Genomic DNA, 20,312 nt, shown 5'->3' with positions numbered 1-20,312 from the left:
ATCTTCACGTCCGATGTGGTGGCGAGGGTCGCGTCCGTGAGCCGGACCTGAAATGCGATCTCCTGAATAATGTTCCAGTATTCAGGTTGTTGCGGGGCCGCACGTCGCCTTTCGCATCCGGGCGAAATCCTTCGGGCACGTCCATACCGGCCGCGATTTCCACGAGCTGGCGGTGCAGCCCCATCGGGGCTCCTCGCTCTCAGCGGCCGTAGCAATTGGCGGTCAGCTACAGCGACCCAGATACGAGCAGAGCCGGTCCGAAGACCGGCTCTGCTGTTCTGTCGGGCTGACAGGATTTGAACCTGCGACCACCTGACCCCCAGTCAGGTGCGCTACCAAGCTGCGCCACAGCCCGTTGCATTCGCTCTCGCTCGTGCTCGACGAGATTACCCCACTACCCCCCTGAACATCCAAATCGGCTGGTTATCGGCGTGTGGAGGGGGTTTGCCGGGGTGTGGGGGGAGGGTGGGGGGAGGGCTCAGCGTTGTTCTGGCGCAGGGGAATCCGTGGGGGTGCGGATGAAGGGGGCGGCTACGTCGGGGGAGAGGGGGGAGGGGGTGGTGGCTTCGCGGCGGAGGAGGGCTTCGCGGGCTTCGGGTTCGTTGTTGGTGGTGAGGCGGTGGACTGCTCGTTCGAGGATGGGGAGGACTTCGGAGACCTGGAGGGTGCCGTCGGCGCATTGGCCGAGGAGGGAGAAGGTCATGTTGGCGAGGATGACGGCGATGTCTTCGAGGTAGCGGGGGGTGGCGCCGGCGAGGACGGCGGCGGCGATGGGGAAGACGGCGTCGAGGCCGTGGTTGTCGAGGCGGTGGCGGGCGGGGCCGGTGCGGGCGCGGTGGTAGGCCTCGAGCATGGTGGGGTGGCGTTCCCAGGGGGCGAAGATGTGGCCGAGGACGCGGAGCAGGCCGTCGCGGAGGGGTTCGCCGGGCGGCGGGGGTTCCATCGGGAGGTAGGTGTTGGCTTCCATCCAGGCTTCGATGGCGGAAACCAGCAGGTCATCGCGGGTGGGGAAGAACTTGTAGATGGTGGTGAGGGAGACGCGGGCGCGGCGTGCGATCTCGCGGAGTTGGACGGCGTCGGGGCCTTCGGATTCGAGCAGGACGGTCACCTCGAGCAGGATTCGTGCCCGGATTGCCTCTTCCGTCTCCTTGGCCATGCCGCTACAGTAACGCCGTTACTCGAGTAACTCGGTTACTCGGGGCGTGACTTCCGTGGAGAAAGAGCACTATGCCTCGTCAGCAGTACTCGACCGTCCGGCGGCCGATCAGCTTCGTCAAAGTCGCCGTCGCGGCCCTCGCGGTCGCCGCGAGCTGCGCCGCGGTGACACCGGCCGCGGCCGACCCGGTCGACGACTTCTATTACCCGCCACAGCAATTCGATGCGGCACCCGGTGCGGTGATCAAGACCGAGGGCATGTCCGTGCTGCCGGCGCTGCCCGCCGCTGACGGAAACTGGCCACTGGCGGCGCAGCGGGTCATGTACACCTCCCGCACCCAGGACGACACGCCCGTCGCCGTGACCGGCACGTTCATCGATTCCAGTCGCCCGTGGCAGGGGCAGGGCCCGCGGCCGACGGTGTTGATCGCGCCGGGCACGGTCGGACAGGGTGACCAGTGCGCGCTGTCGCTGGCCTTCCCGACCGGCATGTACGCGAGTCTGACCCCACCGACCTTCTCGGCGAACCAGGAGGTCCTGGCCGCTTTCGCGTGGAACGCGCTCGGCGCGCGGGTCTTCGTCACCGACTACATCGGGATGGGCACGCCCGGCATCCACACCTATGCGAATCGGATCGAGGAGGCGCACGCCGTGCTCGACGCCGCTCGCGCGGCGAATCGGCTCGCGGGCACCGGGGCGGACACGCCGCTCGCGTTCTGGGGCTACTCGCAAGGCGGCGGAGCGAGTGCGGCCGCCGCGGAGATGCAGCCGAGCTATGCGCCGGAACTGAACCTGAAGGGCACCTGGGCGGGCGCGCCGACCGCGGATCTGTCGGCCATCCTGGACCGGATCGAAGGCAGTCTGATCGGTGGCGCGGTCGGGTTCGCGCTCAACGGCTTCCTGGATCGGTACCCGAACCTGCGACCCGAATTCAATGCCCGGGTGACGGCCGCCGGGCAGGGCCTGCTCAATGAATTGTCGAACGCGTGTATCGGCGATGTGATCGCGCTGCATCCGTTCCTGCGCACCAACGCCTTCACCGTCGATCAGCGTCCGCTGGTCGACCACATGCGCGAAATCCCGTCGATTCAGGACATTCTGCGGCAGCAGCGGATCGGATCGCTGACCCCGGCCAGTCCGGTGCTGATCACCAGCGGCGTCAATGACGACACCGTCCCGTACGGTCAGGCCAAGCAGCTGGCGAGCGATTGGTGCGCGGCGGGCGCGACGGTCAGCTTCCACACCAATGAATTGCCGCCGATCCTGTCGGGTGCGACGATCCCCAATCATTTCGGTCCGGAATTGATCGACGGTTTCGGCACCAACAATGCGATCGGCTATCTGATGGACCGGCTCAACGGCACACCGATCTCGGGTTGCGCGTTCGCCTGAGAGTCATAGCCGCCGTTCCCTTCTCGTCGATCACCCAGGTGTCCCATGTCTGAGTTCTCGCGTCGCTCCCTGCTGTCCGGAGTCGCCGCCACCGCCGCCCTGTTCTCGACCGTGCCCGCCGCCCGCGCGGGCTCGGGTATCGCCGCCCGGGTCAACCGGGTCGAGCTCACCCGGGAAGAGCATCGGGTCATCGTCATCGGCTCCGGATTCGGCGGCGGGGTGACCGCGCTGCGCCTCGCCGAAGCCGGGGTGCCGGTGCTGCTGCTCGAACGCGGTATGCGGTGGCCGACCGGTCCGAACGCCACCACGTTCCCCACTGCCACCGCGCCGGACAAGCGGATGCTGTGGCATCGGTCCAGTCCCGAATTATTCGGCCGGCCGGTCGCTTTCGACAAGTACACCGGCCTGGTGGAAGCGGTGCCCGGCGAGAACATGACGGCCCTGTGCGCGGCGGGACTGGGCGGCGGATCGCTGGTGTACCAGGGCATGTCGTTGCAGCCGACCGAGGCGGTGTTCCGCACCCACTTCCCCGATGAGCTGGACTGGGCGGCGCTCGACCGCGTCTACTACCCGCGCGTCGCGCGCATGCTGGGCCTGGCCGTGGCGCCCGACGAACTCGTGGAGACGCCGAACTACAAGGTGGCCCGGGTCTTCGCCGAGCACGTCCGCGCCGCAGGGCTGCCGGTGTCGAAGATTCCCATGCCCATCGACTGGAATTACGCGCTGGCCGAACTGCGCGGCGAGATGGCGGCCTCTTACACCAATGGGACCGGTTCCCTCGGCGTGAACAATGGCGGCAAACACACCGTCGACGTCACCTACGTCGCCGCCGCCGAGGCCACCGGCCGGGTCACCGTGCGAACCCTGCACGAGGTCACCGATATCGAGCGCGCCCCCGACGGCCGCTGGACAGTGCACGTGAACCGCACCGACACCGCGGGCACGGCGCTGGAGAACAAGATCCTCACCACCAACGCGCTGGTGCTGTCGGCGGGAAGCCTCAATACGACCCGCCTGCTGGTGCGCGCGGCCGCCACGGGCCAGATTCCCGATCTGCCCGACCAGCTCGGCCGCGGCTGGGGCACCAACGCCGACCGCATCTACGTCTGGACCGCCCCCACCGAGGAATTCGGACCCGCCCAGGGCGGACCGGTCGTCTACGGCAGCCTGAACTGGGACGACCCCGACGCCGCGCACACCGTCATCCAGGCCTCCATCCCGCCGCTCTCGGTCGACGCGCACAGCACCATGATGGTCGGCTACGGCGTCAGCACCGGCCGCGGCGAATTCCGCTACGACGCCGCCGCCGACACCGCGACCCTGCACTGGCCCGCCGGCGGCGACGCCGCCATCCAGAACGACCACATCGGCCCCGCCGTGCATCGCATCGCGGGTCCGTCGAGCACCCTGCTCGACACCAACCTCGCCTTCCCCTCCACCTGGCACCCCCTCGGCGGCGCCGGCATGGGCACGGTCTGCGACCTCGAGGGCCGAGTCCTCGGACAATCCGGCCTCTACGTCCTCGACGGCGCCCTCATGCCCGGCAACACCGCGGCCTGCAACCCGTCGATGACCATCGCCGCCCTCGCCGAGCGCGCCCTGGACAACCTGGTGAAAACCGACGTGGGACAGGTGATCTGACCACTATCGGTAGCGCGCTGTCTTGGAATGGGTTTCGGGCTGGGATCGCGACGACGGAGAGAATTCCGGGCTACCTCCGGTATCGGGGCTCGGCTCGCGATTCGAAATGGTCTACTTGACGCACCTACAAGTGTGAACCCCAAATATTCACGCCGACAATCGGAGTCGAGCATGTTCGGCATTCCTATCGAGAACCATGAAACGGTGATCATGATGACTGCCGCGTACGCGCGGGACGTGTTGCGGGGGACGGGGGTCCGGTCGTGAGTGTGGTGACGCACGAAGCGCCGGGTTATCCCGTCATGAATTTGGACGCGGCGCAGCGGGGTTTGGCCACGCATCAGGGGTGCGGCGAGAGTTGTGATGCGCGGCGGTACTTCGAGGGGCTGGTGCCGAGACTGGAGTCGATCGCCAAGGAGATCGAGTCGCTGCGCGGGCGGTCCAGTTGGAACGTTTGGTAGCGGTCAACCCGCGGCCGGGGTGGTGGAGGGGGCGGAGGTGTAGGCGCCGACGGTGATGGTGATCGCCTGGTCCGGGGTTACCGAGGTTCCGGCGACCGGGCTCTGCGCGATCACCTTGCCGTCCTTGCTGGAATCGTTGGTCTGCGCCGTGGCTTTCGCGACACTGCCGTGCCAGCCGAGGTTCTGCAGGGCGGCGGTGACGGCGGCGGGGGAGAGGCCGAGGAGGGTGGGCACGGTGATGGTCGTGGTGGTCGACGGACCCGACGACACGGTCACCTTGACCGTCGAGCCGACCGGTTTCGCGGTCCCGGCGGCCGGGGAGGTCTCCAGGACAGTGCCTTTCGCGCTCTTGTCCTCGCGCTGCACCTGTTCGACGACGAAACCGTCCTTCTCCAGACGCGCCTTCGCCTGCGCGATCGCGGTCCCGACGACGTCCGGCACCGGGACCGTCTTCGGCTGCTGGGAGGTCACCGGCGGCGGCGTGTACAGGGCCGCCGTGGTCGGCTGCGTGTACGGCGCGGTCGTGATCTGAGGAACATCCGTGGCGCTGGTCGGTGCGGTCGTGACCGCCGCGGTGGTCGTCGCCGTGACGGTCGGCGTGTTCGAGGCCGATGCCTTGCTCGAACCGGGATGACTGTCGCCCGCGCGCACCAGCAGGTACCCGAGAACCGCCACGGTGACGACCAGGGCCAAGGCCAGCAGGATCCGGCCGGGGCGCCGCCTGCCGGGAACGCTTGCGCCGGTACCGGTCCCGGCGTCCGGATCAGCCCCCGTGCGGGTGCCGATGCCGGGGATCTCGTGCGGCCTGCTCCGGTCGGACGGCGCGGGCCCGGTCACGAAGCGGGTCGGCGCGGGCCCGGTGTTCAGCCGAGTGGCTTCCGGCCCCGGCCGTGTGGTGGCCGGGCCATTGGCGGGCCGAGTCGGAATCGGCAGCGGCGCCGGGGGCATGGTGGTGGCATTGCGCTCGGGTTGTCCCGCACCGGATCTGGGCCCGCTGACGTGGACGGTCCCCACCGGTGCGGTCCGATGTGTCCCCGGCTGGCGCAGGATTCGCGAGGCGGCCCAGGCGAGATGCGTGCAGGTGTCGAAGCGTCGTCGCGGGTCCTTGGCCATGGCGCGGGCGATGAGCTCGTCGAATCCGCGTGGCAGCGTGGGGTTCCGGTCCGAGGGCATCGGCACCGGCTCGTAGGCGTGCCCGTGGATGATCTGGCCGACGTTCTGCCCGGGGTAGGGCGCTTCCCCGGTCAGCATGTGAAACAGCGTGCACCCCAGCGAGTACACGTCGGCGCGCCGGTCGGCTTCCTCGGGCCGGGTGAGCCGTTCGGGCGCCGCGTACTGGAAGCTGGCCAGGATTTGCCCGTTCCGGGTGAGCTGGCGGCTCTCGTCGAGGGATTTGGCGATGCCGAAGTCGGTGAGCACGGCCCGTTCCGGACGTCCGTCCGCGAGCAGGATATTGGCCGGCTTCACGTCGCGGTGCACGATGCCGGTGTCGTGGGCGTGGTCGAGCGCGGCGGCGGTCTCGGCGATGATGCGCACCGCCCGCGCGGGGTGCATGGGTCCCTCGCGCAGCGCTCGCGCCACGTCGCTGCCGTCGACGAAGGTCATGGAGATCCACAGCCGGTCGTCTTCCTCGCCGCGCGCGTAGACGGTGACGATGTTCGGATGCTGCAGGCGCGCAACCGTATCGGCCTCGCGCTGGAACCGGGCCCGGTGTTCGCGTTCGCCGCCGGGCAGGGTCAGTAGCTTCAGGGCCACGAATCGTGGCAGGTCGCGGTCTCGGGCCTGATAGACCGCGCCCATTCCGCCGGCCCCCAGTTTTCGCAAGATCTGGTAGCCGGCGAACTTCTCCCCGGGTTCGAGCGTGCCTCCCACGGAGGTGATATCGCGAGAGGCGTCCGCTCCGAAACGTTCGGCGTGTCGCGCTCGCGCGAGTCGGGCTTTTCGATCATGGTCCGGCCGTTGGGTCGCCGGACGTGGCAATGACCTTGTAGTCTTTCACAATTCGGTGGGCGGGCCCGGCTACTGTCTGGGCTGTCTTGCATCCACCGGGTACTGGAAGCAACCGGTCAACAGCAAAGGGGAACGCCGGACGTGGACGTGGGAGCAGTGGCGGCGGCCGCGCAATCGGGTCGCAGCAGCGAAGCCATCGTCGCCGACACCGAGCAGCAGGTCATCGAGATGCTCACCAACATCGGGCGCTACTACCAGGCGATGTACAACCTCGGCGATATCCGTTCGCCGGGTGCGGAGTTGCGTGCGGCCTGCTCGAAACTGCTGACCGTCGCCAACTGGCTGGACACGGCCCGCGACGATCAGTACCAGGACGCCCCGCCGCCCGAGCCGGGCGCGCCCGCGCAGGAGCAGAACCGCTCGCTGCCGCGCGTGGTCGCCGATTTCCTCGCCGAGCACCCCGAGCAGACCTGGACTCCCGCCGAGGTGATCGCGGCGCTCCAGAGTCGCGGCGTCGAGTTGCCGATCAGCGCCCGCCATCATGTCGCGGTGGCGCTGGGCCGAATGGCGCAGCGCGACAACAGCAATGTTCGCAAGTTGGACCGCGGCAAATACCAGTACGCGGCGGACTCGGCCTAGCCTGATACGCCGCTTCCGGCACCTATGCCGGATTTCCCCGCGCCCCTACGAGATCCAGGCGATGAGCTCGTCGATGTAGGCGCGGAAGAGCGTGGCCATGTCGACCCGGTCCGGGTCGACCAGCCACTGCAGTTGCAGGCCGTCCATCATGGCGAAGACCTGCCGGGCCACGGCCGCGGGGTCGATGTCGGCGCGCACGCTGCCGTCGGTGCGCCCTGCCTCCAGGGCCGCGCCCAGATGGTCCTGGAGTGTTCGGTAGCGGTTCTGGGCCCATTCGTGCGCGGGGTGGTCGACGGTGACGGCCTCGCTGGTGAGCACCGTGAACAGCCGGACCAGGCCGGGCACGTGCGTGTTGTGATCCACCAGCTGCGCGAGGCGGATGAGGGCGTCCTTGCCGCGCAGTTGCTGGTCGAAGCCCAGCCGGTCGTAGTCGAGGCGGTCGCGGTAGTCGAGGACCGCGGACAGCAGCGCCGCCTTGTTGGGGAAGTAGTGCAGGACCCCGGGCTGGGACAGGCCGCAGCGTTCGGCGATCTCGGCGATGGAGGTGCTGCGGTAGCCGTTGTCGGCGAAGGCCTTCAGGGCCTCGTCGATGATCTGCTCGCGGCGGTCGTCGCCCCGGCCGCGGCGTCGAGGATGGGGCGTCATGTGGTGGGACACTAGTCAAGCGTGTTGAGCAGGCAAAACCCGATAATGGTTACGAAACGATAACGTTACCTAATGACCACTCGGTAATCGCGGTATCCGCTGGCACACTCGGGGCCAGCCGTACATGGCAGTACGAGGGAAGGGATCGCCGGATGAGTCAGGCCCTGATCACGCCGTTCACACTGCGGGGAGCCGCTGGAAAGCTGGCCGCCTGGGAAGCCGCGCCGCCGCTCGGGACCGAATACCGCGGCACCGCGCTGCTGGTGCCGGGCTTCACCGGCTCCAAGGAGGACTTCGAGGAGATGCTGCCGTTGCTGGCGGCCGCCGGCTATCGGGCCGTCGCCTACGACCAGCGCGGGCAGTGGGAGTCCGAGGGGCCCGACGAGGTGTCGGGCTACACCCTGGCCGACTTCGTCGGCGACCTGCACCTCGTGGTCGACCAGATCTCGCCCGACGAGCCGATCCATCTGGTCGGGCACTCCTTCGGCGGCTATGTCTCCCGCGTCGCGGTGATCGAGCGCCCCGAGCGGTTCCGCACCTTCACCCTGCTCGCCTCGGGCCCGTCCTCGACCGAGGACATCAACTTCCCGCCGCCGCTGCTGGTGGCGCAGGCGGTGGAAGCCGGTGGGCAGGAGGTGATCTGGCAGCAGATGAGCGCGGTCATGGCGCAGGCCGACCAGCAGCCCTCGCCACCGCGCCAGGAGTTCCTGCGTGAACGGATCCTGCGCACCAAGCAGGCCAATATCGTCGGCATCCTCACCTGCATGGCCGAGCCGCCGGTGAAAGATCCCGCCGTGCTGCGGGATTCGGGCGTGCCGCTGCTGGTGGCCTACGGCGACACCAATGACCTGTGGGCTCCGGAGGTGCACGAGCGTTTCGCCGCCCAGCTGCACGCGAAGACCGCCGTCTACCCCGGCTCCGGCCACGTGCCCAACGAGGACGTCTCCGACCGGGTCTGCGCGGACCTGGTGACCTTCTGGAAGGAACGAGCATGACCGACGCCATCGACGACCTGCTCGCGAAACTGGATCTGCCCGCCAAGATCCGGTTGATCTCGGGCGCGGGCTTCTTCCGCTTCGCCGGCGACGAGAGCATCGGCCTGGCCGAGATGCCGGTCTCCGACGGCCCGTCCGGCGTGCGCGGCGAACAGTGGGACGAACGCGACCCGTCGGTGAGCCTGCCCTCGGGCACCGCCCTGGCCGCCACCTGGGACCGCGACCTGCTCACCGATATCGGCGCGCTCATCGCCGCCGAGGCCCGCCGCAAGGATGTGTACGCGGTGCTGGGCCCGACCATCAACCTGCACCGATCCCCGCTCGGCGGACGGCATTTCGAATGCTTCTCCGAGGATCCGATGCTGACCGCCGAGATGGCCGACGCCTACGTGCGCGCGGTGCAGGCGCACGGGGTGAGCGCGTGCCCCAAGCACTACGTCGCCAACGACTCCGAGACCGAGCGCTTCACCGCCGACGTCATCGCCGACGAGCGCACCCTGCGCGAGCTGTACCTGTACCCGTTCGAGCGCGCCGTCGAGGCGGGCGCGTGGATGGTGATGGCCGCCTACAACTCGGTCAACGGCACCACCATGACCGAGAACGACCTGCTCGACGAACCCTTGAAGGGGGAGTGGGGTTTCGACGGCGTCGTGGTCTCGGATTGGACCGCCGTCCGCTCGACCCGGGGCGCGGCCAAGGGCAACGACCTGGCCATGCCCGGCCCGTCGGAGCTGTGGGGCGCGCCGCTGGAACAGGCCGTGCGCGACGGTCAGGTCTCCGAATCCGCGATCGACGAGAAGGTGCGGCGCATCCTGCGCTTCGCCGAACGCGTCGGCGCGCTGAACGGAACTCCCACGCCCGTCCCGGCTTTCACCGATGAGCGGTCCCGGCAGCTGGTGCGCGAGGCTGCCGCCCTGGCCATGGTGCTGGCCGGCAATGACGGCACCCTGCCGCTGCGCGCGCCCGCCCGGGTGGCGCTGCTCGGCTCGGCCGCCGCCGAACCGCGCTTCATGGGCGGCGGCAGCGCGACGGTGATCCCGGCGCACACCACCTCCCCGCTGGAGGGGCTGTCCGCGGTGCTGCCGGTGGTGCACACCCCCGGTGTCCACCTCAGCGAGAACATGATTCCGATCCCGCTGGACCTGGTCACCGATCCCGAGACCGGCGAGCCGGGGCTGTCGCTGCGCTATCTCGGCGCGGACACCGTGCTCGACACCGAACACCGCCTGGCGGGCGGCCTCATGCTGTTCGGCAATCCGCATGCGGCGCGGGCGAAGACCATCGAACTGTCCGGCCGGCTGCGCGCCGACGTGGCGGGGGAATGGCGCATCGGCTTCGCCGGCGTCGGCGCGCTGGCCCTGGCGCTGGACGGCGAGCAGGTGCTCGCGGAGACCGTGCTGCCCGACGGCGCCGATCCGGTCGAGATGCTGTTGAATCCGCCGCAGCGCTTCGTGACCCGCACCCTCGCCGAGGGTGAGGAGACCGAGATCCTGGTGCGCATGACGCCCGGCGGCGGACTCCCCGCCATGGGCATCACCTGCGCGGTCGGACGTCCGCGCCGCTCCGATGACGACGAGTTCGCCGCCGCCGTCGACCTGGCGCGCACCAGCGATGTGGCCGTGGTCGTGGTCGGCACCACCGAGCGGATCGAATCGGAGGGCTTCGACCGCACCACGCTGCGGCTGCCCGGCCGCCAGGACGAACTGGTCGCCGCCGTCGCCGCGGCCAATCCGCGCACCGTCGTGGTGGTGAATTCCGGTGCCCCCGTGGAGATGCCGTGGCGCGACGACGTCGCGGCCGTGCTGCTCGCCTGGTTCCCCGGACAGGAGTTCGGGTCGGCGCTGGCCGATGTGCTGACCGGGGCCGCCGAACCCGGCGGCCGCCTGCCGACCACGTGGCCCAAGACCATGGCCGACGTCCCGGTGCTGGACACCAAGCCCGGGCCCGGCACTGCGCTGCCGTACTCCGAGGGCATTCACATCGGGTACCGGGCCTGGCTGAAATCCGGTGTGGCCCCGGCCTATCCGTTCGGTCACGGACTCGGCTACACCACCTGGGCTCTCGACGAGCTGACGGTCTCCGGTCGAACCGCCACGGTCACCGTCCGCAATACCGGGGCGCGCGCCGGTCGCCAGGTGGTGCAGGCCTATCTCTCCCGCGCGAACAGCGTCGTCGATCGCCCGGTGCGCTGGCTCGCCGGATTCACGGTGATCGAGGCGGGCGCGGGTGAATCCGTCACCGCCGTCATCGAATTGCCGAAACGCGCATTCGAACACTGGACCGCGGACGGCTGGACCGTCGAACCCGGCTCCTTCACCCTGCACGTGGGTACCTCGGTGACCGCGCTGCCGCTCACCGCCGACATCAACTGACAACACCCCATCCACCCGAGAGGTCCGGTCGTTCGCGGCCGGACCTCTGACATTCAGTGCCAGCGATTCCGCAGGGCTATCGATCCGGATGCATTGTTGACAAGATCATGTAATATCTGGCGACATCGAAAGGGGCTGCACAGCAACCCTTTTGCACTTCTGATCGACTTCAGGGCGGTAGGGGGTATCCGGGGGGAAGCGACTTCAGGCTTCGAAAAATATGTCGAAGCGCAGGGGCAGCTCGTCGACGCGGTGGGGGCGTTGATGGCGAGACGCAGGGGCCGGCTGCGCGCGACGTGGTGACCACACGGATTCCGCAGTATCGACTGCCGCTCGCACCAAAGGAATCTAGCGATGTCCGAAAACTTCCCGGATCATCCCGCGGCCCTTTCTTCCACACCCACCGACCTCTCCCTGCTGTTGCGTCCGGCCCCGCCCGGAGGGCCCACCGATATGGTGCGGATGCACCCGAGCAACGGCTACCTGCTGTGGGCCGACCTGCCGCCCGTGCTCGTGCTGGGCAGCTCCGGCGGCTCCGGCGCGACCACCACCGCCCTCGGTATCGCGGGCGCGGCCGCCTACGACTACGGCGAGCACTCGCCGGTGGTCGTGGACGCCACCACCACCGGCGGCGACCTCGCCGCGCGGGGGTGCGACACCATCGACGCCGCGGGCACGGTTCAGTCCTGGCTGAACATGGCACACCGCAGCCTGCCGTCCACGGTCATCGACAGCTGCGGCGAAAACAGTTCCGGCGTAGGCGTTCTGCCGCGCGGACCGGAGGCGCTGCCGCGCCGCGAGACCTACTCCTCGGTCCACCGCGACCTGGTCGAGGCCGGCTGCCTGCCCGTCTACGACGGCGGCGCGCCGGTCACCAGCCGCATGGTCGCCCCCCTGCTGAGCGACTCGCGCATCTCACTGGTGATCACCCTCGCCGCCCGCCCCGACGCGGTGAACCGGCTCAAACCCGCGCTGATCTGGCTCGACGACAACTACAGCCAGTACCACCTGGCCGACGCGGTCATCGTCGTCACCCGCCAGCACCCCAAGGACGGGCCGCTGGTCACCGAGCACGTGCGCAAGTATCTGGGCGATGTGGTCCGCGCCGTCGCCGAGATTCCCTACGACACGCACCTGGGTTCGGGCGGCCCGGTCACCTGGCGCCGACTGGCCCCGCCGACCCGCGCCGCCTACCGGCAGCTGGTCAACCTCCTTCGATAACCGCACCGGGCCCGACCGGATCACGGTGGTCGCTGATGCGTGCGGCTTCGCCGGGACCGTAATGTCGCCCGCGTGTTTCGTGCCGAGACCGGTCTGACTCCCCGCGAATACCGCGACCACGTGCCGCGCGTGCGCTCGGCGGTGGACCGCCGGCGTGTATGCCGCCGGGTCGCTTCTCGGCGTAATGACCTGTGGCTGATCGTAAGTCACCGGTCGTCGCAGGCGTGTCATCCGTCGTCGGTGTCGTTGACCGTTAGATTGCTGTGGAGCCGCTGATGGATTGCGGAGTGTTAGCGCGGCTCCTGTTTGTACGGCATCAGAATGAACGGACACGAGTAGCCGCGGGAGTGCTGATTTGCTGAAGCTCGGCAGGACGACGACGGCCCCGATCGCGACCGTTCGGGCCAGGGTGCCCGTGGCGCTGCGCCGCGGAGTCGACTGTGTGGCAGAGGTGGTCACCTTCGACCACCTCGAGGATCCCGGTGAGCACGTGGCGTTCGTCATCGCGCCCCCGACCGGGGCGGCGGGAAACCCCTTGGTGCGGGTGCACAGTGAATGCCTGACCGGAGACCTGCTGGGCTGTGACCGCTGTCAGTGCGGGGCGCAGCTGCACGAGGCGATGACGCTGATCGCCGCGCGCGGCGGCGCGCTGCTCTACCTGCGCCAGGAAGGCCGCGGCATCGGCCTGTACAACAAGCTCGACGCCTATGTCCTGCAGGACGCCGGGTACGACACCTTCGAGGCGAACCGGCTACTCGGACGCGGCGACGACGAACGCACGTACCGGGTCGCCGCGCAGATGTTGTTCGCGCTCGGCCTGGACCGTGTCGAACTGCTCACCAACAATCCCGAGAAGGTGCGTCAATTGCGTGCCGAAGGAATAGAAATCGCCGCGGTCCGCGGGTCGGAGCCGGAACGGTGGCTCGGTCCCGCTGTTCTCCTCTGACCTGTTCGTGTGCACTCACAGCCGATAATCCATTCCGCGCCAATTGATCTGGGTGTTCGAATGGTCCGATAGCATCGAATGGTCGCCGGGGTACGCGCCATCCGTTCGATCGTCTATTCGGCAGATAGGTGGGATGCGGGTGAGGTCAGGTGCGAAATCGTGTATCCGCTGCGGTGGCCGGCTGGCGCGCGACAACACCGGCGAGCTGTGCGGCCCCTGCGACCGGGGTCGCGAGCGGCTGCCGCGACTGGAACCGGCCCAGTGGCGGACCGAGGACATGCGACAGGCGCTGCTCACCCGGGAGATCGGCGCGGTGCTGCGGGCTTGGCGGCGGCATCCCGCGCACGGCGGCCGCCCGGTCCCGCAGATCGAACTCGCCTGGTGGCTGGGCATCACCCAGGGCCAGCTGAGCCGGATCGAGCGCGGCCGGCATCGCGTGCGTGACCTGGACAAACTGAATTGGTACGCGCGCACCCTGGGCATTCCGGCCGAACTGCTGTGGTTCGAACTCGACGGTGCCGATCCGGTGGCGCCGGTGACCCGCGATCTGGCGCTCGGCAATGGCGCGCTGGTGGCGACCGCGCCGGTCTCGGCGGATCTGCTGGTCGAATCGTTCTCGGCGGTGCTGGAACAGTATGTCCGGACCGACCGGGTCGCCGGGGCGCAGCGGCTGATCCCGATCATCACCCAGCAGATGCGCTACGTCGAACAACTCGACGACACCGGCGGCGGCTCCGCGCGCACCGGATTACCGCTGCTGCGAGCACGATTCGCCGAATTCCTCGGCTGGCTGTACCAGGACGCGGGCCAGCTCGCCACGGCCGGCGAATGGACCGGCCGGGCCGCCGTACTGGCCGGCGAATGCGGTGACGAGCGATTGCGGTCCTACACCCTGGTACGGCAGAGCAATATCGCCGCCGAATCGGGCCGGCCCGCCGCCGCGATCGAATTGGCGCGGGCGGCCCTGCGCAATTCGGCCGAGCTGCCGCGGCTGCGCACGCTGGCGCTGCTGCAATTGGCGCACGGGCACGCGTTGCGGAAGGAAGGCGGCGAATCCGATCGGGCCATCGGGCAGGCATGGGAGGCCGCCGCCGATTCCGCCGCGGGCGACGGCGATCTGGCCGGGTATTGCACACCGGAATTCATTCGCATGGAAGCCGCGCACAGCTGGGTGCAGCTGGGCAGGCCGGAAGCGGCGGTGGAGACCTTGCTGAAAGCGCTGCCGCTGTGGCAGATCGAGGATCGCCGCGATCTGGGGCGGGGTCTGGCGTTGCTGGCGGTGGCGCAGGCCCGCACCGGTCAGGCCGATCAGGCCTTGGAGGCCGCCCGGCACTCGCTCGTGATCGCCTCCGAGACGCACTCCAGCCGGACCCTGCGGCAATTGCACCGGCTGCCCGAGGAATTGATCGGTTCCGGGGGCGCCGACCAGGCGCGGGAAATGCGCACTATTCTCCATCGCACGCTGCGTGCGCAGCCCTGATAAATGCGGAGACTGTTAATGTTGATCTTGTTCGAATGCATCTCACGAGACATGGATTCGAGGACAGATGAAGAATGCTGGTAAGTTGCCAACCCTGGGTATCGCCGCCCTGCTGCTGACCTCCATCGGGCTGCTGCTCATCGGGCCCGTGGCCGCCGGATTCCTGATCCAGGCCAGCGCGGGCGGTCCGGCCGATCTCGCCACCTTCGGGCCGCTGGTCGGTATGGCGGTGGTCGTCGCCTTCGCGCTGGGCGCGGGGATCTGGATGTTCTGGACGCTGCTACGGCGCTGAGATCGATTGTGGGATCACAGATCCGCCGCCACCACGGCCACCACAGCGGCCACGGAGGCGACCGCCAGGCAACCGTGGAGGACGACCACCCGGATCGGGAGGTTGGCCTCCCGGGCCGCCCGGTGGGCCGCGCCGGGACCGTCCGCCGGACCCTCGGGGGAGCGGTAGGTGGGGATCCAGCGGACGAACATGGTCGCGCCGAGCAGGGCTGTGGCGGTGAGCAATCCGAGTGCGAAGGTGTCCATGCCGTGGCTGCCCACCACCACGTAGGTGGTCCACGCCGAGACCGTCACCAGTGCGAACGCCACATGCCCGAAGACCAGCGCCGGTGGCAGCCGGCGGTGGCGGCCGTGCCGGACGCGGGCGCGGCGGACCTCACCCCGGGTCAGCCACGCGCCGAGGATCACCGCTCCGGAGACGGCGGTACAGCCGAGCAATGCTAAAGCTGCGTACCTCACAATTCACGACAGTAGGGGATGTTTGCCGTTCGGTACCCGGGAACCGGCGAGATCGCTTCAGGCGAAGTTCTTTTCGATCAACTGGGTGACAACGGTGGGGTAGCCGTCGGGGAAGTCCATCGGCACGATGCCGTAGTGCGCGGCCTGGCCGCGGTGCGCGGTGAGGTAGGCGTCGACCTTCGGCATGATGGCCGCGGCATTGTCCTTGGGCCAGGCATTGTCGGCGAAACTGGTGAAGTTGATGTATTCGACGGTGTTGGCGGGATCGGCGGCGGCCTTGTCGAAACAGTCGCGGACGTAATCGAATTTGTCGCCGCCCGACGACCCGAAGTTCGAGGAGCCCGAATCGAGTCCGGCCAGGCCGCTGTTCTTGTACCGGTCCTGCAGGTAGATGCGGTCGGTGCGGAACACGCCGTTGTCGCCGCCGGGCCACTGCAGGCAGCCCAGGGAATTCGCGAACTGTGCGATGAGCACGATCCGGCCGCGGGCCTCGCCGAGCGTGGGGAAGCGGTTGTCCAGCCAGAACAGCGAGCGGTAGCCCTTGGCGTCCAAGTAGCCGTTGAAGATTCGCTCGAAGTTCGAGCCCACGTCGTTCTTGGTGCCGTCCTCCTTCTTGACCCGCATGATCAGGACCTCGCCCGGATTGCGGGCCAGGAAGGTCCGGCACTGATCGAGCACGGTGTCGAAGGTGATGCCCTGGTAGAAGCCGCTGTGGTAGATCCCGAAGGAGTCGGCGGTGTGGTCTTGCAGGCCGTTGCAGCGCATGTCGAGGAAGCGGATGCCGTGGGCGAACTGGTCGGGCAGCGACCAGTTCTGGGTGTGGGACCATTCGGTGCCGTTGGCCGGATCGGTGGCGCAGGAGTCGTGGGTGCCGGGAATGGTCAGGCGCAGTACCGGGGTGGTGTCGGACAGTGCCGACATCCACGCCTGCGGGGCCGCGGCGACCGTCCGGGCGTGCGGAATCGCCTGGGCCGCAGCGCCGCTCAGGCCGGTGGCGACCGTGCCGGCGACGGCGGCCAGGGTGGTGCGGGCGAAGTCTCGGCGCGTCAGGCTCATAGAGCGGAGAGCCTAACCTGGACGATGGTCCAAGATTGCCGGATTGCCCGAATCGATGGTTCAGCCCGGTTCTGTGCTCGAAGTGCCCGGTTCGGTGCTCAACGTGATGGTCGTCCACCCGCCCACATGGATCCGATCGCCGTCGCGCAGCGGAATGGCGGTCTTGGGCGCGATCGGGGTCGGGCTCTCGTTGATACAGGTCCCGTTGGTGGACCCGAGATCGGTGACGGTCAGGGTGCTGCCGCTGATATGGAGAATCGCGTGCGAACGCGACACCGCGATATCGGCGGGCGCGACCGACAGATCGATATCGGGGTGCACCCCCTGCGAGACACTGCGCTTGCCGATCAGGATATTGGGTCCCCGCAACGGGATTCGGCGATCGGGGTAGTAGTCGGGGAAGTCGACCCGGTCCAGATCCGGCCCCTGCTGCGCCCGCATGCGCGCGTAATGCCCGGGATCGGCGGTGACGGTGGCCACCCAGACCGGCTCGCCGCCCGGGTGCTCGCGGTTCTCGCTCTCGGTCTGCGCGGTCGACCCCTCGGGCTCGCCGAGGGGCGCGGCGGACTGCTCATGCCCGCCCGCCGCGGCCGGCGGCGACGGCAGCGCCGAATCGTGGCCGCAGTTCTCGCAGAACCGTCCCTCGGTCGGCACCCCGCAGGACGGGCACAGCGCCGGTGGCGGTGCGGCGGTGGCCGGTCCACCCCCGACCGGCGCGCCACAGGTGTCGCAGTAGTCGATGGCGGTGGTCTCGTGCCCGTCGGTGCAGAAGGCCATCACGGCTCCTTGCGGACGCGGGCCGTCTTGGTGGAGCGCACATCCAGGGCCATCTCGTCGGCGGGATCGACCTTGTTGCGCAAGCGGATCGTGCCGGTGCGCTCGTCGACCACGTCGACCACGCTGAGCAGCAGCTTGGCGGTGTTCTCATTGCCGGACTCGGTGGCCAGGTGGTACGCGCGCTGGAGTTTGGCGGTGGCCGTGGCGAAGTCGCCCTGCTTGCGCGCGGCCAGGCCCTCCTGCACGGTCTGGGCCAGTTCCGCCTGCCCGGTGTAGTGCGCGACGCGGCGGCTGATGATCGCCGACTTGTCGGTGTCGGTGGTCCAGGCCGCCTTGACCAGCCCCTGTCCGAGGATCTCGCCGTCGGCCAGCACACTCACCCGCGCGGTCAGCTTCTCGCGACCGGCCGCGGCGGGCTCCACATCGAGCTGCACGTGGTAGTCGCGATCCTCCGCGCCCCACGAACCCAGCGCGTACTCGCCGATCTGCGGACCCGTCTCGACGCGGCGCGCGGTGAGGTCCTCGATGAACGGCGCGACCTGTTTGATGAACGCGATCCGCGCGCCCACCGGCGTCCACACCCGCAGCGTGAGCTCCGGAATCGCCTTCTCCATGGAGGTTTCCATCATGGCCGCGAAATCCCCGGCCAGCTGGTCGGCGGTCTTCACGATGTCCACGGTGCCGTGCAGCGCGGAGGCGATGGCGCGCAGCTCGTTCGGCTCCCAGTCCGCGCCGACGCCGCGGCAGTCGCAGGTGAAGACGCCGGTCGACAGCTGGATCTCCTCGGCCAGCCGCTGCGGGGTCTCGTGCTCGTTGCGGCCGTCGGTGAGCAGGATCGCGTGCACCATCGCGCCGGGATGCTGCTTGGCGATCAGCCGCGACAGTCCCAGCCAGGTGCCGATGGCGGTGCCGCCGTGCGGGGACAGCTTGTCCAGGGCGCGACGGGCATTGGCGCGCTCGGCCGGGCTCGCCACCGCGGACGGACCGCTGTGCGGGAACACCACCTGCGCCTTGTCGGTGCCCTCCACGATCGCGAACCGGGTGCCGTCGGGCATGACGTCCAGGGCGGCGAGGGTGGCCTGGCGTGCGCCCCCGAACTTGCCCGCGCCGCCCATCGAGCCGGAGGTGTCGATGATCAGGATCTCGACCCGGGGCGCGGGCGGCACCGACACCACCAGATCGTCGGTGGCCTCCACGGTCACGATGGCGTCGACCGTGCGCGCGCCCTCGGCGAGGAATTCGTTCTGGTCGACGGCGACCGAAAGGCCTGGGTGCTCAGCGGAAGTCACGGGGTGTCTCCTGACGGTGCGAGGGAGGGGACGGGGACGAGCGCGACGGTGATGTTGTCCTTGCCGCCCGCGCCGAGCGCGTGCTCCACCAGGGCGCGCGCCGCCGGCAGGGCGGGCCGCGTGCTGGTGAAGCGGGACAGGGCCGCCGCCTCGGGGAGGTAGTTCCACAGGCCGTCGCTGCACAGCAGCAGCACGCCGGGTTCGCTGGTGCGCAGGGTGCGCACGCAGCTGGGGGACCACTGGTGCTCGGAGTCGGCGCCCAGCCAGCGGGTGAGCACGTGCGCGTGCGGGCCGTCCATGGCGGTGGCCGCGTCCAGCAGGCCGTTGTCCACCATGGCCTGGGCCAGGGTGTCGTCGACGGTCAGGCGTTCGGAGTCGTCGCCCGGGCGCAGCCAATAGGCCCGGCTGTCACCGACGTTCGCGACCGTGACGGCCGCGCCGCCGTCGGGCTGGAACTGCACGATCGCCGAGACGTAGGTGCACGACGGGGATTTGCCGTCGGGGGTGCCCACGGCCTTGACCGCGTCGGCGGCGGCGGTGAGCCCGGCCAGGGCGCAGTCCTCGGCGGACCGGTCGGCGGCCAGGGCGGCCAGGGTGGCGTCCAGGCCCGCGCGGACCGCCGCACCCGAAGCGGCCTGCGGATCCTCGGAGGTGGACACCCCGTCGCAGACCGCGATCACCGCGGTGGCCGGGCGATCCGGCGACGCGCCGTCGAGCACGGCCGCGGCGACCGCGTCCTCGTTGCGGGCGTGCAGCAGACCGCGATCGGTGACCAGGCACGCCGTGCCCAGATCCGCTTCGAAGCGATCGCGCTCGGGTCCTAGCTCACCGCAGCTGGCGCAGTAGCCGTCCGGGTCGAATGCGGCGCCGCCGCACCCGGTGCAGACGGGCGCGGGACCGGCCGTGAAGCCGTCCTCATTCTCGCGTCGGGCATTGCGCGCCGCGTCGGCCACCGGCACCGTGGAGCCGGAACCGGGCCGGAACTCCTTGGGCGGCAGTGCGATCAGCCGGATCCCGAGCTTGCTTCCGCACGCCTCGCAGAAGCGGTCGGTGTCGGCGGCGAAGGTGCCGCAGGCCGGGCAGCGGGCCGTCACAGCAGCGTCCTCGGGCGCACGGCATTGGCCTGTTCCACCAGGGCGATGCGCTCCCACATGTCGTCGGTCTCGTGCGCGAGATCGCGATAGCAGCGTTCCAAACCGGTCCGTACCCCTTGTTGATCGAGCGCCACCCCCAGCAGCGGGGAGTGGTCGGCGGGCACCCTGCCCTGCTTATCTGGTCCGTCGTGGCGCAGCCAGCGCAGCGCCGCGTCCAGGACCCGCAGCCGCGCCTGCGCGGCACGGCGTTTCGAGTCCAAGGTCAATTTGCCGATACGGGTCCCCGCGTCCCGCACCAGCTGTTCGGTGAGCTCGGCGGGATCGTCGACCGCCAGCAGCGTCTCGACGGCGGTGACGCCCGCCTCGGTGTGCACCGCCGAGGCGGCGTCGACCTGATGCCCGGCGTGCGCGCGCATGCGCGAGCCGTAGGACGTGATCCACGTCCTATG

19 protein-coding genes and 1 tRNA gene are annotated in these 20,312 nt (G+C 69.3%); 10 read left to right on the top strand and 10 right to left on the bottom strand.

Annotation, left to right across the window (positions count from 1 at the left end; all coding sequences use genetic code 11):
- Window positions 1–281: 281 nt before the first annotated feature.
- Both ACWELJ_RS22825 and ACWELJ_RS22820 read right to left on the bottom strand, forming a co-directional pair.
- A tRNA-Pro gene (locus ACWELJ_RS22825) sits at window positions 282–355 on the bottom strand.
- A 123-nt stretch (window positions 356–478) separates the two neighbouring features.
- The gene (locus ACWELJ_RS22820) at window positions 479–1,156 is read right to left on the bottom strand and encodes a TetR family transcriptional regulator (protein ID WP_452368161.1); all 678 of its coding nucleotides are present in this window, start codon (window positions 1,154–1,156) and stop codon (window positions 479–481) included.
- A gap of 71 nt (window positions 1,157–1,227) precedes the next feature.
- Between ACWELJ_RS22820 and ACWELJ_RS22815 the strand changes: the two genes are divergently transcribed.
- The 3 genes from ACWELJ_RS22815 (at window position 1,228) to ACWELJ_RS22805 (ending at window position 4,649) form a co-directional block, all read left to right on the top strand.
- Window positions 1,228–2,547 carry a lipase family protein gene (locus tag ACWELJ_RS22815; protein WP_452368160.1) on the top strand — a complete coding sequence of 440 codons (1,320 nt, stop codon included), beginning with the start codon at window positions 1,228–1,230 and terminating at the stop codon, window positions 2,545–2,547.
- 45 nt (window positions 2,548–2,592) lie between these two features.
- Window positions 2,593–4,188 (top strand): GMC oxidoreductase, encoded by a 1,596-nt coding sequence (locus ACWELJ_RS22810; protein WP_452368159.1) that lies wholly within the window; start codon window positions 2,593–2,595, stop codon window positions 4,186–4,188.
- A gap of 302 nt (window positions 4,189–4,490) precedes the next feature.
- The gene (locus ACWELJ_RS22805; RefSeq protein ID WP_452368158.1) at window positions 4,491–4,649 is read left to right on the top strand and encodes a hypothetical protein; all 159 of its coding nucleotides are present in this window, start codon (window positions 4,491–4,493) and stop codon (window positions 4,647–4,649) included.
- A gap of 3 nt (window positions 4,650–4,652) precedes the next feature.
- Here the strand turns inward: ACWELJ_RS22805 and ACWELJ_RS22800 are convergent, their stop codons facing one another.
- On the bottom strand, window positions 4,653–6,521 hold the full coding sequence (locus tag ACWELJ_RS22800; protein WP_452368157.1) for a protein kinase domain-containing protein: 1,869 nt from the start codon (window positions 6,519–6,521) through the stop codon (window positions 4,653–4,655).
- Window positions 6,522–6,740: 219 nt separating this feature from the next.
- Between ACWELJ_RS22800 and ACWELJ_RS22795 the strand changes: the two genes are divergently transcribed.
- Window positions 6,741–7,238, top strand: a complete 498-nt coding sequence (locus ACWELJ_RS22795) for a hypothetical protein (RefSeq protein WP_452368156.1) — start codon at window positions 6,741–6,743, stop codon at window positions 7,236–7,238.
- 45 nt (window positions 7,239–7,283) lie between these two features.
- Here ACWELJ_RS22795 and ACWELJ_RS22790 read toward each other — a convergent pair whose 3' ends face one another.
- Window positions 7,284–7,883, bottom strand: a complete 600-nt coding sequence (locus tag ACWELJ_RS22790) for a TetR/AcrR family transcriptional regulator (RefSeq protein WP_452368155.1) — start codon at window positions 7,881–7,883, stop codon at window positions 7,284–7,286.
- Window positions 7,884–8,035: 152 nt separating this feature from the next.
- Between ACWELJ_RS22790 and ACWELJ_RS22785 the strand changes: the two genes are divergently transcribed.
- The 6 genes from ACWELJ_RS22785 (at window position 8,036) to ACWELJ_RS22760 (ending at window position 15,189) form a co-directional block, all read left to right on the top strand.
- On the top strand, window positions 8,036–8,878 hold the full coding sequence (locus tag ACWELJ_RS22785) for an alpha/beta fold hydrolase (protein ID WP_452368154.1): 843 nt from the start codon (window positions 8,036–8,038) through the stop codon (window positions 8,876–8,878).
- On the top strand, window positions 8,875–11,250 hold the full coding sequence (locus tag ACWELJ_RS22780) for a beta-glucosidase (protein WP_452368153.1): 2,376 nt from the start codon (window positions 8,875–8,877) through the stop codon (window positions 11,248–11,250). Before ACWELJ_RS22785 ends, ACWELJ_RS22780 begins: the two co-directional genes overlap by 4 nt.
- A gap of 354 nt (window positions 11,251–11,604) precedes the next feature.
- Window positions 11,605–12,471 carry a MinD/ParA family ATP-binding protein gene (locus tag ACWELJ_RS22775; protein WP_357084303.1) on the top strand — a complete coding sequence of 289 codons (867 nt, stop codon included), beginning with the start codon at window positions 11,605–11,607 and terminating at the stop codon, window positions 12,469–12,471.
- Window positions 12,472–12,913: 442 nt separating this feature from the next.
- A complete protein-coding gene (ribA, locus tag ACWELJ_RS22770) occupies window positions 12,914–13,417 on the top strand; it encodes a GTP cyclohydrolase II RibA (protein ID WP_452368152.1) in 504 nt (167 codons plus the stop codon).
- A gap of 139 nt (window positions 13,418–13,556) precedes the next feature.
- On the top strand, window positions 13,557–14,897 hold the full coding sequence (locus ACWELJ_RS22765; protein WP_452368151.1) for a helix-turn-helix domain-containing protein: 1,341 nt from the start codon (window positions 13,557–13,559) through the stop codon (window positions 14,895–14,897).
- A gap of 67 nt (window positions 14,898–14,964) precedes the next feature.
- The gene (locus ACWELJ_RS22760; RefSeq protein ID WP_452368150.1) at window positions 14,965–15,189 is read left to right on the top strand and encodes a hypothetical protein; all 225 of its coding nucleotides are present in this window, start codon (window positions 14,965–14,967) and stop codon (window positions 15,187–15,189) included.
- Window positions 15,190–15,203: 14 nt separating this feature from the next.
- On the opposite strand, the gene ACWELJ_RS22755 is transcribed toward ACWELJ_RS22760, so the two are convergent.
- The 6 genes from ACWELJ_RS22755 to ACWELJ_RS22730 all read right to left on the bottom strand — a co-directional run.
- Window positions 15,204–15,626 (bottom strand): hypothetical protein, encoded by a 423-nt coding sequence (locus ACWELJ_RS22755; RefSeq protein WP_452368149.1) that lies wholly within the window; start codon window positions 15,624–15,626, stop codon window positions 15,204–15,206.
- 78 nt (window positions 15,627–15,704) lie between these two features.
- A complete protein-coding gene (locus ACWELJ_RS22750; RefSeq protein WP_452368148.1) occupies window positions 15,705–16,703 on the bottom strand; it encodes a phosphatidylinositol-specific phospholipase C in 999 nt (332 codons plus the stop codon).
- Between the two features lie 60 nt (window positions 16,704–16,763).
- Complete coding sequence (locus ACWELJ_RS22745) at window positions 16,764–17,480, bottom strand: FHA domain-containing protein (RefSeq protein ID WP_452368147.1); 717 nt, start codon at window positions 17,478–17,480, stop codon at window positions 16,764–16,766.
- Complete coding sequence (locus ACWELJ_RS22740; protein WP_452368146.1) at window positions 17,480–18,769, bottom strand: vWA domain-containing protein; 1,290 nt, start codon at window positions 18,767–18,769, stop codon at window positions 17,480–17,482. Before ACWELJ_RS22740 ends, ACWELJ_RS22745 begins: the two co-directional genes overlap by 1 nt.
- Window positions 18,766–19,863, bottom strand: coding sequence for a PP2C family serine/threonine-protein phosphatase (locus tag ACWELJ_RS22735; RefSeq protein WP_452368145.1), 1,098 nt, complete (start codon window positions 19,861–19,863; stop codon window positions 18,766–18,768). Before ACWELJ_RS22735 ends, ACWELJ_RS22740 begins: the two co-directional genes overlap by 4 nt.
- Window positions 19,860–20,312: tetratricopeptide repeat protein (locus ACWELJ_RS22730; RefSeq protein ID WP_452368144.1), on the bottom strand; the 453-nt coding region annotated here is incomplete at its 5' end. The genes ACWELJ_RS22735 and ACWELJ_RS22730, both read right to left, overlap by 4 nt.

The organism is Nocardia sp. NPDC004582 (assembly GCF_053602115.1).
This window is presented reverse-complemented; position numbering and strand designations above follow the sequence as displayed.